Raw genomic sequence first — 10,644 nt, 5'->3', positions numbered from 1 at the left:
CACTCACGTAGCCATTGTCCCAGAACAGGCCAAATCGTTATCGGCTGCGCCACGCAGCGTCGCCCCAGGAGTCACGACGGCGTGCTTACTTGCAGAGATCGGCGATCTCGGCGCTGGACGCGTCGGCTTCCTTCAGCCTCGCCGACTGGGCCGGATCGGAGTTCGGGATACCTGCGATCGAGTGCGCCCCGATATCCATCAATTGGTTGGCGAACGTGCGGATGGCGTCCGTCAGATCCTGCGATGTATCCGGCTGCAGACGAGCCAGCAGGTACTGACCACCTTCGACGAGCGACAGGCGCGCGTTGGCGGCGACGGCCATCGAGCCGGTGACGTCCTCGGGGCCGCCCGGGGGTTGCAGGTTGGTATTCGTCTGGACACCGGTCCGAACGACGTTGAACGCCTCGCAGATGGTGGCCTTGGGGTCGTCGGCGGCATCGCCGGTGAAGACGGAAACCGATTCTCCTGACTGAGCTGACTGGGACTTCGACTCCTTGATCAATACCCAGGCGGCCAGGCCCACCGCTGTGAGCGCGATGACGAGGGCCAAGACGGACACGATAGAACTCTTGGCAGACGCCGCTGTCTCAGGCATGCGGCCGACAGTAGCGCCAGCTTCGGGGTCTTCGATTCGATTCTCATCGTCACGTAGTGTCCAGATTCATGTCCGCCAAGGATCACCCCAACAACGCGCCGGGCGTCCCCATGGTCTATCCGCCCACGTTCGAGCGCCTGCAGATCAAATACATGAACCCGATGGTCAAGCGGATCGCGCGGTTCATGCCCGGCGTCGCGAAGATCCAGCATCGCGGCCGCAAGTCCGGCAAGAGCTACGAAACCGTCGTCACCCCCTTCCGTAAGGGCAACACCCTCGCGATCACGCTCGGCCACGGCAAGACCGACTGGGTCAAGAATGTGCTCGCCGCCAACGAGGCCGATGTGCTCTTCGGCTCGCGCACGATCCACATCGTCAATCCGCGGATTCTGCCCGCGGGTAGCGGAGGAGCCGAGGACCTACCGTTCATGGCACGCGCACAAGCGAAGAAAATGGCGATCCTCGTCGCCGACATCGCCTGAGCGCTAACGCATGAAAACCGTCTTGCCCGTCATCACGGGCCAGACGTCGGCCGCCGCATCCCACGGCGCCACGCGGTCTACCGCGGGAGTGACATCGCACCCCGCCTGTAGTAGTTCGATGACCTGGGGAATGGCGGCACGGGCGTTGACCCGGCCCGTGACGAACCTGATCCCGCGCGTGTACATCGACAGCAACGGCATCTCAACCGCGCCCTGGTAGTAGATGCCGGTGTCGGTACACACGCCATCGGGCCACGTCCCGCGTAGCGTCGCTGCCAGCACATCGGGGTCGGCAGAGGTGTGGACGGTGACCGGGTAGCTGCCCAGTGATTTGTCCGGTTTCGGTATGTCATGCACTGTGGCCCCCAGCTTTTCGGCTGCGGCCAGCCGGTGTGGATCGATGTCGACATAGTCGACGCGGTAGCCGAGCGCGACGCCGAGTCCCGCCGCGTACAGGCCGATGGATTGCCGTCCGGCGACGAGGACACGTCGATCCCCGTCATCGAGCGCGTCGAGTTCGGCCCGGTAGGGACCGACGCCGCGCCAGCCGTCGACGATGTTGTCCGAAAGCGACGCGATGCCGATGGGATCCACCCCGCGCGGTATGGGCACCAGCATTGCGTCGGCGTACGGCACGTGCACCAGATCGGCCATGAATCCACCGCCGTCGAACCCGGCGAGCGGCGCCATTCCGTACATGGCCATCAGCGGCACCGCGCCGCACGATCCCGTCACTCCCCTTCGGCATTCGCGGCATTGCCCGCAGCTGATCTGGAACGGAATCACAACCTGGTCGCCGGGCGCCACACCCTGTACGGCATCCCCCACGGCGACGACCTCACCGATACCCTCGTGCCCGATGGCATGTCCGGGCGGCATCGGAAGCCTGCCCTGCGCGACGGCCACGTCGAGGTCGCAACACGCCACCACCGACGGGCGAACTATGGCCTGCTCAGGAGCTTGGATCTCGGGCTCGGCGGTTTCGCGCCAGGCGTATGCGCCCATCTCCTCGAATACCAGCTGTTGCATCGGCGCCCCTTCTTTAGCGACTGTTCAAGTATTCTTGAGTGACCTTTCAAGTAAAGTCAAGGGATGCCCCGCCCCGATCGGAGCCGCACCGCACTCGTGGACGCCGCCGCCATGCTCTTTCGCAGGCAGGGCTATGCCGCAACCGGCGTGAATCAGATCTTGGAGACCGCTGACGTCAAGGCCGGATCGCTGTACCACCACTTTCCCGACGGCAAACAGCAGTTGGCCGCCGCCGTGGTGGACACCGCCGGAACCGACATCGAGACGCGACTGCGGCAGTTCCTCAGCAGCGGATTGCCGGTGTCCGACATCGTCGACGGCTGGATCGATCTGATGTCCTCGGGGCTGGCGATGGACCGGCGCGACGGCTGCCCCATCGAACCGATCGCGACCGAATCGGTGAACGCCAGCCCGCTCGTTCGTGAAGCATCGTCTCGGGCATTTCACGCGTGGCAGATGGCCATCGCGGACCGACTGCGCGATGACGGCTGGGCCGAGGCCGACGCCAATGAGACGGCGCTCGCCGTCATCGCGCTGCTCGAAGGGGCGCTCATCCTCTCGCGCATCGCGGGTGACAGTGCCGCACTCGACGCCGCGAAAGCGGGCGCGCGCACACTGCTCGCCAGATAGCTATTTGCACAACTGCTCGAGGCTGGTGTTCGCCTCGTCCGCATCCTTCAGTCGCTGCGCCTGCGCGGAATCGTCGTTCGTGACGCCGGCCGTCGCGTGCGCACCGATATCCATCAAGTTGTCGGCGAACTCGCGGACCTTGGCGGCCAGATTTTCCGGAGTCGCGGGGTCCAGCCGCGCGATCAGGTACTGGCCGCCGTCGTTCAGCGAGACCCGCGCGTTGGCTGCCACCGCCTGCGCGCCGGTGACGTCACCCGCCCCGCCCGCCGGCATCAGGTTGGTATTGAGCGAAACACCCCGCCGCACGACGTCGACCGCCGTACAGGCCCTGGCCTTGGCGTCGGCGACCTGTGCCGCGTCATAGTCCCTGTTCGCGGGGTCCGACCGGTACAGCGACCAGGCGGCCACCCCGAGCGCGGCAACCGCCACGACCAGGCTGATGATGGTCAGCACCACGAGGCGGCGCGAGACGACGTTCACGATGCGCCATCGTAATGGCTTGTGCTGATTAGAGATCCAGCCCGATGTCCAGCACGGTCACCGAGTGGGTGAGCGCACCGACCGCCAGGTAGTCCACGCCGGTACCGGCGTACTCGGCTGCCGTATCGAGCGACAATCCGCCCGAGGACTCCAGCTCGGTTGCAGGAGAGCGCGCATCACGGCGCTGCACCGCGATCTGTGTCTGCCAGACCGGGAAGTTGTCGAGCAGCACGAGGGCCTGATCCCCCAGGTTCTCGGCGAACACCTCGTCGAGTTGCTCCAGGGAGTCGACCTCCACCTCGCATGGCAGATCCGGTGCGGCCGCCCGTACGGCACGCAGCGCGGCCACCACCGAGCCTGCGGCCGCGACGTGGTTGTCCTTGATCAGCGCGGCGTCGCCCAGCCCCATCCGGTGGTTCACACCGCCGCCGACTCGGACCGCGTACTTCTGCAGAGCCCGCAGTCCGGGCAACGTTTTGCGGGTGTCCCGGATCTTGGCTCCGGTACCCGCGACGGCGGCCACCCACTGTGCGGTCGTGGTGGCGATACCCGACAGGTGACACACCAGGTTCAGCGTGGTCCGCTCGGCGGTCAGCAAGCCCTGCGTCGGCGCTTCGACGGCCAGCACCACCCCGCCCGCGTCGAGCCGCTCACCGTCGTCGACACGATGCTTGACGACGTACCCGCCTGCACCGATCACCTCGTCGAGTACCAGCAGCGCGATGTCCACACCGGCGATGACGCCGGGTTGCCTGGCGACCATAGACGCGGTCGTCGTGGCATCCGCGCCGACTGTCGCCAGCGTGGTGACATCCGGGCCGTACCGCAGGTCCTCCTCCAGTCCGCGGGCGATCACCTTGCGAGCCTCGGTCAGTTCATCGGCAGTCAGTTCCATCAGGCGCACACCACCGCGGGCACCAGACTGCGGGCCATCGTCGGGTCGGCATCCGGATAGTCGGCGCGGTGGTGACAACCCCGCGATTCGGTGCGCTCCAACGCGGCCGTCATCACCGCACCCGCCGTGCATGTCAGCGCAACATCTTCGAAATCCCTGCGCGAGTTGAGCTTCCGCGGAGTCGCGGTCTCCAAGGCATGTCCCAGCGAACGCAGGCCGGCATCGTCTCGGACCACCGCCGCATACCGCGTCATCGCCCGCTGCAGATCGCCCCTCGGCAGTGCGCGTCGAGTCGTGGACTCAGGCGCTGCCGCGGTAGTGGTCCCGGCGTCCGAAGCGTGTGCGGCTGCGGCCATTCCGGCCCGGCCACCGACGACGAGGCCTTCGAGCAGGCTGTTGGAGGCCAGCCGGTTCGCGCCGTGCATCCCGGTGCGGGCCACCTCCCCCGCCGCGAAAAGACCCGCCAGTTCGGTGCGCCCATGCACATCGGTCACCACTCCGCCGCAGCTGTAGTGCGCACCCGGGACCACGGGGATGGCTTGACGCGTCGGATCGATACCAGCATCCCGGCATGCCGCCGTGACCGTGGGAAAGCGTTTCTTGAAGCTCTTGATGCCGCGCGCGTCGAGGTAGACACAGGGGTCACCGGTCTCGGTCATCCGGGCGTTGATCGCAGCGGCGACGATGTCGCGCGGCGCAAGGTCGCCCATCGGGTGCACTCCTTCGGTCACCGAGCGACCTCTTGAGTCGACAAGGACCGCCCCTTCACCACGAACCGCCTCGGTGATCAGCGGCCGTCTCCCGCCGGCATGCCCGTCGAACAGCATGGTCGGGTGGAACTGGATGAACTCGAGATCGGATACCGGCAGCCCGGCCCACATCGCCAGCGCCACGCCGTCACCGGTGGAACCGTCGGGATTCGTGGTCGCCGAGTAGAGGTGCCCCAATCCGCCGGTCGCCAAGATCACCGATCGGGTGTGAATGATTCCTGGGCCATCGTCGTTGAGCGTCAGGACACCGGTGACCGCGCCGTCTTCGTGCAGAATCTCCAGCGCGACGTGGCTGCGTCGGATGTCCAACCGAGCGGCGGCGACGTCGAGGGCACGCTGCACTTCCGCACCGGTTGCGTCGCCTCCGGCGTGGATGATCCGCCTGCGCGAATGACCACCCTCACGCGTCAGGGACCACTGTCCGGGTGCCGCTTCGTCGAAGCGCGCACCGTCTTCGACGAGATCACGCACCGCGCGGTAGCCATCGGCGACGATGGAACGCACCGCTTCCGGGTCACACAAACCGGCCCCCGCCGCCAACGTGTCGGCTACATGCGCGTCGACCGAATCGCCTTCTTCCCGAAGGACTTCCGGCAACACGACCGCGATGCCACCCTGCGCGTAGAACGTGGCGGTGTCGCCGGCCTTGCTTAGTACCATCACCTTCTGGCCCCGACGGTGCGCGGCGAGCGCGGCGCACAGACCCGCCACACCGGTGCCGATGACGACGACATCGGCACGCTGCTGCCAGTAGCCAGCTAGACGGCCTGAGCCGCCGCAGGCGGCCCGGCGCGTCACTCGCCGCCGCCGGGTTGTCCGATCTCGATCATCCGCAGCACGCTGGCACGGGCCAGACGGGCGGTCTCGGGATCGACGTCGACTTCGTCCTTGCCTTCCACGAGGCAGCGTAATAACGCCGCCGGGGTGATCATCTTCATGAACTTGCACGACGCCCGGTCGTTGACCGCTTGGAAATCGACTTCCGGTGCGGCGCGGCGCAACTGGTGCAGCATCCCGACCTCGGTCGCGACCAGCACCTGGCGCGCCCGGGTCTCGCGGGCCGCGTCCAGCATTCCGCCGGTGGACAAGATCTTGACCCTGTCCTCGGGGAACGCACCTTCGCCTGCCAAATACAGAGCCGAAGTGGCGCAACCACATTCCGGATGCACGTAGAGTTCGGCATCCGGGTGGGTGCGGGCCTGATCGGCGAGTTCGTCGCCGTTGATCCCTGCGTGCACATGGCATTCGCCGGCCCAGACGTGAAGGTTCTTGCGACCGGTCACCCGGCGCACATGGGCGCCGAGGAACTGGTCCGGGCAGAACAGCACCTCCCGGTCCTCCGGGATCGACGCGACGACCTCGACCGCGTTCGACGAGGTGCAGCAGATGTCGGTCTCGGCTTTCACCGCGGCGGTGGTGTTGACGTATGACACGACCACTGCGCCCGGGTGTTCGGCTTTCCACTCGCGGAGTTCGTCGGCGGTGATCGAGTCGGCCAGTGAGCAGCCCGCCCGCTGATCAGGTATCAGCACGGTCTTGTCCGGAGACAGGATCTTCGCGGTCTCGGCCATGAAGTGCACACCGCAGAACACGATGGTGTCCTCGGGAACTTCGGCGGCGATGCGGGACAACGCCAGCGAGTCACCGACGTGGTCCGCGACGTCTTGGATGGCGGGCAGCTGGTAGTTGTGCGCCAGCAGCGTCGCACCGCGCAGATCGGCCAGGCGGCGCACCTCGGCGGCCCACTCCTGATCGCCGTCAACGCCCGAATATCCGTTCGGACCAGCAACGATGTGGTCCGCCAGATCGTTAGCGGGCATGCGATCCAGAACCGTCATAGCCGCCTCCTTAGGCTTCTCGAGGTTTTCGACTTACAATCGAAAACATGCCCCATAGTAGCACCGAGCATGAGGTGTTGGCCGCCGTGTTCCAGGTTCGAGCTGTCGACTCCCCGAAACCCGCACTTCACGTGCTGTTGTGGCAGCGTGCACTCGAACCGGAAGCGGGAAAATGGGCCCTGCCGGGCGGCAGCTTGCGTAGCGACGAGGACCTGACCAGCTCCGTTCGGCGCCAACTGGCCGAAAAGGTCGACTTGCGTGAGGTTGCCCACCTTGAACAGCTTGCGGTTTTCTCCGATCCGAGCCGCGTGCCGGGCACCCGCACCATCGCGTCGACGTTCCTCGGGTTGGTGCCCTCCCCCGCTACCCCGGAGCTGCCGCCGGACACCCGATGGCATCCGGTCGACCATCTGCCGCCGATGGCGTTCGACCACGGCCCGATGGTCGAGCACGCCGTCGTCCGCCTCGTCGCCAAGCTGTCGTATACGAACATCGGGTTCGCCTTGGCGCCAACTGAATTCGCCGTGTCGACACTGCGCGACATCTACAGCGCTGCGCTGGGCCACCCAGTCGACGCGACCAACTTGCAACGCGTGCTGGAACGACGCAACGTCATCACCCGCACCGGTACGACCGCTCGATCGGGCCGCAGCGGCGGTCGTCCTGCCGCCTTGTATCGGTTCACCGATTCCCGCTACCGGGTGACCGACGAATTCGCCGCATTACGCCCCCCAGGGTGAGTCGGCTGGCTTCTTAACGCTCTCTTAAGCAACAATGGCCAGATGGATCTGGGCAGCGTCGCGCCAGCAGCTGGTGCAGAGTGGATCGGGCACGTCCCCCACGAGGAGCTGGTAGGCGGTGCTCGGCCGCAGCTGCCGTCCGATGACCCTTTCTACGAACCGCCCCCGGGCTTCCAGCACGCCACTCCGGGCACCGTCCTGCGCAGCAGGGACGTCGAGCTGGCGTTCATGGGCCTGATCCCACAGCGCACCCGGGCCACCCAGCTGCTGTATCGCACCACCGACATGCACGGCAACGCCGACGCGGCCGCGACCACCGTCATCGTGCCCGCAGAGCGCGCGCCGGCCGCCGTCACGCCGGTGATCTCCTACCAATGCGCCATCGACGCCGTGACCTCACGCTGCTTCCCCTCGTACGCGCTGCGGCGCTACGCGCATGCAACGGGGTCCGTCGCACAATTCGAGTTCCTCCTGGTCGCCGCCTGCCTCGCTGAGGGCTGGGCGGTGTCGGTGCCGGACCATGAGGGCCGCCTGGGCATGTGGGGCGCCCCGTACGAACCCGGCTATCACGTGCTCGACGGCTTGCGCGCCGCCGTCAGCTCCAAGCGCCTGGGGCTGTCAGCCGATGCGCCGATCGGCCTATGGGGCTACTCCGGCGGCGGCCTGGCCACCGCATGGGCCGCCGAGATGAGCGGGACCTATGCGCCAGACCTGAACGTCGTCGGTGCGGTACTCGGGTCACCGGTCGGCGATCTCGGCCATACCTTCCGCCGACTCAACGGCACGTTCGCGTCCGGGCTCCCCGCACTTGTCGTCGCCGCGCTGTCGCACATCTATCCCGATCTGGACCGGCTCATCCAGGAGCATGTCACCGAAGAGGGCAAGGTGCTCCTCCAGCGACTGCACACGATGACGACCGCCGAGGCGATGGTCCGGATGGCCAAGAAGGACATGGGCGATCTGCTCGACTGGCCCCTGGAGCAGATTCTCGACAGCCCTGCGGTCCAGCACGTCTTCGCCGACATCAAGCTCGGCGTCGCGGCACCGGCTCCGCCGGTATTGATCGTGCAGGCGGTCCACGACCAGTTGATCTCGGTCGAGAACATCGACGAGCTCGCGGAGATGTACAGATCGGGTGGTGCGTCGGTGACCTACCACCGGGACATGTTCAGTGAGCACATGTTGCTGCACCCTATGTCCGCACCGATGGCGCTGCGCTGGCTCATCGATCGGTTCGCCGGAAAGCCGGTGTCCGAGCACATGGTTCGGACGAAGTGGCCGACGCTGCTGAATCCGATGACCTACGTCGGCATGGCGCGACTGGCGAAAATCGTGGCCAAGGTGGTCACGGGTCGGACGGTGGAACGGTCCCCGCTTTAGCGATCGCATCGTCGACCTCGGACTCGACGGGCGGCCAGGCGCCGAGATCGTCGCGCGGGATCGACACCGCGATGAGCGCGTAGACCAGCGCCGCTATCGCCGCGGGGAACAGGATGGTCAGGGCGATCAGCAAAGGTGAGTGCCCGAAGAACACCGGGGGCGCCTCGATCACGTAGTGCACGCGATGCTCGGGTGAAATCGGCGCGCCGGCAACATCGATGGTCCCGTACCGCCAATGCACCAGTGCCGCACCGACTCCCGATGCCACTCCGGCAGCGGCCGCGGATCCGAGACCGAGTGCCGCGACCATCAACGGGCCGCGGTGTGCACGCCATTGCCACACCAGGACGGCCGCCACGACCGCCATCACACACAGCATGCCGACCACCAGGAAGGCAGCGACGAAGAAGTGGTCGGCCTCGTTACCGAGGTGCGCCCTGACCCGGTCGCCGCTCTTCGTCAACGCCACCACGCCGTGAATGGGCGGGGCCAACCACGCCCACAGCGCGCCGATCAGCGCGCCGGTCAGCGCCAAGCCGGCGGCGACGGTGATCGCTGCGCGATTACGCGAAATACGGGGCGGGGCAAGCTTATTCATCGCTGCTCCAGATCCTTCGAGTCGGTGACGCCGTGCCGAGAGCATTTCGCCGACCAGCCGTCAGGACGCACCTGCACGATCATCCGGCGACCGCACTGCGCGCAAAACCGGGGCGGCTCGAGGCCGAGTTGAGCCGCCGCCGGCAGCGGCGTGCCGTCGGGCTCACCCGTATAGACGTTGAACGCCATGACTCAATGGTCTACAGGGTGGCGTTGAGGGCCTTGATGGGCATCTGCAGATCGTCGAGCAACTGCAGGTCTGATTCGGCCGGTCGGCCCAGCGTCGTGAGGTAGTTGCCGACGATGACGGCATTGATGCCGCCGAGGATGCCCTGCTTTGCGCCGAGGTCGCCCAGCGTGATTTCTCGGCCCCCGGCGAATCGGAGCATCGTGCGCGGCAGCGCGAGCCGGAAGGCCGCGACGGCCTTGAGGGCCTCCGATGCCGGTAACACGTCGAGGTCACCGAACGGCGTACCCGGCCTCGGATTGAGGAAGTTCAGCGGCACCTCGTGCGGATCGAGTTCGGCGAGGTTGGCGGCGAACTCCGCACGCTGTTCCAGCGTTTCGCCCATGCCGAGGATGCCGCCGCAGCAGACCTCCATGCCGGCCTCGCGGACCATCTGCAGGGTGTCCCAGCGCTCTTCCCAGCTGTGGGTAGTCACGACGTTGGTGAAGAACGACCGCGCGGTCTCCAGATTGTGGTTGTAGCGGTGCACGCCCATCTCGGAAAGGCGCTCGACCTGCTCCTGCGTGAGCATGCCCAGCGAGCAGGCAATCTGGATGTCGACCTCGTTGCGAATCGCCTCGATACCTGCGGCAACCTGGGCCAGCAGCCGCTCGTCGGGGCCGCGCACGGCGGCGACGATGCAGAATTCGGTGGCCCCGGTCTTCGCGGTCTGCTTGGCGGCCTCCACCAGGCTGGGGATGTCCAGCCAGGCACTGCGCACCGGTGATGCGAAAAGACCCGACTGCGAACAGAAGTGGCAGTCCTCGGGGCAGCCGCCGGTCTTGAGGCTGATGATGCCCTCGACCTCGACGTCGGGTCCGCACCACTTCATCCGGACCTCGTGCGCGAGCTCGAGCAATTCGTCGAGGTTCTCATCGGGCAGGCGCAGCACCTGCAGCGTCTGATCCTGGTCGAGGCCTTCGCCGCGCTCCAGTACCTGGTCGCGTGCCTTCGCCAGAATGTCGCTCACCCGTTAGGTCCT

13 protein-coding genes are annotated in these 10,644 nt (G+C 66.6%); 4 read left to right on the top strand and 9 right to left on the bottom strand.

The window, feature by feature from the left end; genetic code table 11:
• Positions 1 to 85 precede the first annotated feature (85 nt).
• Positions 86 to 559 carry a hypothetical protein gene (locus G6N42_RS06540; protein ID WP_317150563.1) on the bottom strand — a complete coding sequence of 158 codons (474 nt, stop codon included), beginning with the start codon at positions 557 to 559 and terminating at the stop codon, positions 86 to 88.
• 104 nt (positions 560 to 663) lie between these two features.
• Here G6N42_RS06540 and G6N42_RS06535 point away from each other — a divergent pair, with 104 nt between their 5' ends.
• Positions 664 to 1,077: a nitroreductase family deazaflavin-dependent oxidoreductase gene (locus G6N42_RS06535; protein WP_163727656.1), complete on the top strand. Its 414-nt coding sequence runs from the start codon at positions 664 to 666 to the stop codon at positions 1,075 to 1,077.
• Between the two features lie 3 nt (positions 1,078 to 1,080).
• Here G6N42_RS06535 and G6N42_RS06530 read toward each other — a convergent pair whose 3' ends face one another.
• Positions 1,081 to 2,106 carry an alcohol dehydrogenase catalytic domain-containing protein gene (locus tag G6N42_RS06530; protein WP_163727654.1) on the bottom strand — a complete coding sequence of 342 codons (1,026 nt, stop codon included), beginning with the start codon at positions 2,104 to 2,106 and terminating at the stop codon, positions 1,081 to 1,083.
• Positions 2,107 to 2,169: 63 nt separating this feature from the next.
• Between G6N42_RS06530 and G6N42_RS06525 the strand changes: the two genes are divergently transcribed.
• Positions 2,170 to 2,736, top strand: a complete 567-nt coding sequence (locus G6N42_RS06525; RefSeq protein ID WP_163727651.1) for a TetR/AcrR family transcriptional regulator — start codon at positions 2,170 to 2,172, stop codon at positions 2,734 to 2,736.
• Here G6N42_RS06525 and G6N42_RS06520 read toward each other — a convergent pair whose 3' ends face one another.
• From G6N42_RS06520 to nadA, 4 genes are read right to left on the bottom strand one after another with little or no spacing between them, the layout of a single operon-like run.
• Entirely contained in the window at positions 2,737 to 3,216 is a 480-nt protein-coding gene (locus tag G6N42_RS06520; RefSeq protein WP_163727649.1) for a hypothetical protein, read from the bottom strand.
• Between the two features lie 28 nt (positions 3,217 to 3,244).
• A complete protein-coding gene (gene nadC / locus G6N42_RS06515) occupies positions 3,245 to 4,111 on the bottom strand; it encodes a carboxylating nicotinate-nucleotide diphosphorylase (protein WP_163727645.1) in 867 nt (288 codons plus the stop codon).
• Positions 4,111 to 5,679 carry an L-aspartate oxidase gene (locus G6N42_RS06510; RefSeq protein WP_163727642.1) on the bottom strand — a complete coding sequence of 523 codons (1,569 nt, stop codon included), beginning with the start codon at positions 5,677 to 5,679 and terminating at the stop codon, positions 4,111 to 4,113. Before G6N42_RS06510 ends, nadC begins: the two co-directional genes overlap by 1 nt.
• Positions 5,676 to 6,719 carry a quinolinate synthase NadA gene (gene nadA, locus G6N42_RS06505; protein WP_163727639.1) on the bottom strand — a complete coding sequence of 348 codons (1,044 nt, stop codon included), beginning with the start codon at positions 6,717 to 6,719 and terminating at the stop codon, positions 5,676 to 5,678. The genes G6N42_RS06510 and nadA overlap by 4 nt, the downstream gene beginning before the upstream one ends.
• A gap of 47 nt (positions 6,720 to 6,766) precedes the next feature.
• On the opposite strand from nadA, the gene G6N42_RS06500 reads away from it, so the two are divergent.
• Positions 6,767 to 7,459 (top strand): NUDIX hydrolase, encoded by a 693-nt coding sequence (locus G6N42_RS06500; protein ID WP_163727635.1) that lies wholly within the window; start codon positions 6,767 to 6,769, stop codon positions 7,457 to 7,459.
• Positions 7,460 to 7,501: 42 nt separating this feature from the next.
• The gene (locus tag G6N42_RS06495) at positions 7,502 to 8,839 is read left to right on the top strand and encodes a lipase family protein (RefSeq protein ID WP_163727632.1); all 1,338 of its coding nucleotides are present in this window, start codon (positions 7,502 to 7,504) and stop codon (positions 8,837 to 8,839) included.
• On the opposite strand, the gene G6N42_RS06490 is transcribed toward G6N42_RS06495, so the two are convergent.
• The 3 genes from G6N42_RS06490 to bioB are packed head-to-tail and all read right to left on the bottom strand — an operon-like array spanning position 8,805 to position 10,632.
• Complete coding sequence (locus G6N42_RS06490) at positions 8,805 to 9,437, bottom strand: DUF2567 domain-containing protein (RefSeq protein ID WP_163727629.1); 633 nt, start codon at positions 9,435 to 9,437, stop codon at positions 8,805 to 8,807. The two genes, G6N42_RS06495 and G6N42_RS06490, sit on opposite strands and share 35 nt — an antisense overlap.
• Entirely contained in the window at positions 9,434 to 9,625 is a 192-nt protein-coding gene (gene bsaP / locus G6N42_RS06485; RefSeq protein WP_163727625.1) for a biotin synthase auxiliary protein BsaP, read from the bottom strand. The genes G6N42_RS06490 and bsaP overlap by 4 nt, the downstream gene beginning before the upstream one ends.
• Positions 9,626 to 9,636: 11 nt before the next feature.
• Positions 9,637 to 10,632 carry a biotin synthase BioB gene (gene bioB, locus G6N42_RS06480; protein WP_163727621.1) on the bottom strand — a complete coding sequence of 332 codons (996 nt, stop codon included), beginning with the start codon at positions 10,630 to 10,632 and terminating at the stop codon, positions 9,637 to 9,639.
• Positions 10,633 to 10,644 lie beyond the last annotated feature (12 nt).

This window comes from Mycobacterium gallinarum (genome assembly GCF_010726765.1).
GTDB classification, from domain to species: Bacteria; Actinomycetota; Actinomycetes; order Mycobacteriales; family Mycobacteriaceae; genus Mycobacterium; species Mycobacterium gallinarum.
Note: the sequence above shows the minus strand (reverse complement) of the source record. Positions and strands in the feature narration are given on the sequence as shown.

Bases quoted from the DNA above. Each gene is read 5' to 3' on its own strand.
- G6N42_RS06535 (WP_163727656.1), top strand. From the start codon at position 664: ATGTCCGCCAAGGATCACCCCAACAACGCGCCGGGCGTCCCCATGGTC.
- G6N42_RS06530 (WP_163727654.1), bottom strand. From the start codon at position 2,106: ATGCAACAGCTGGTATTCGAGGAGATGGGCGCATACGCCTGGCGCGAA.
- G6N42_RS06525 (WP_163727651.1), top strand. From the start codon at position 2,170: ATGCCCCGCCCCGATCGGAGCCGCACCGCACTCGTGGACGCCGCCGCC.
- nadC (WP_163727645.1), bottom strand. From the start codon at position 4,111: ATGGAACTGACTGCCGATGAACTGACCGAGGCTCGCAAGGTGATCGCC.
- nadA (WP_163727639.1), bottom strand. From the start codon at position 6,719: ATGACGGTTCTGGATCGCATGCCCGCTAACGATCTGGCGGACCACATC.
- G6N42_RS06500 (WP_163727635.1), top strand. From the start codon at position 6,767: ATGCCCCATAGTAGCACCGAGCATGAGGTGTTGGCCGCCGTGTTCCAG.
- G6N42_RS06495 (WP_163727632.1), top strand. From the start codon at position 7,502: ATGGATCTGGGCAGCGTCGCGCCAGCAGCTGGTGCAGAGTGGATCGGG.
- G6N42_RS06490 (WP_163727629.1), bottom strand. From the start codon at position 9,437: ATGAATAAGCTTGCCCCGCCCCGTATTTCGCGTAATCGCGCAGCGATC.
- bsaP (WP_163727625.1), bottom strand. From the start codon at position 9,625: ATGGCGTTCAACGTCTATACGGGTGAGCCCGACGGCACGCCGCTGCCG.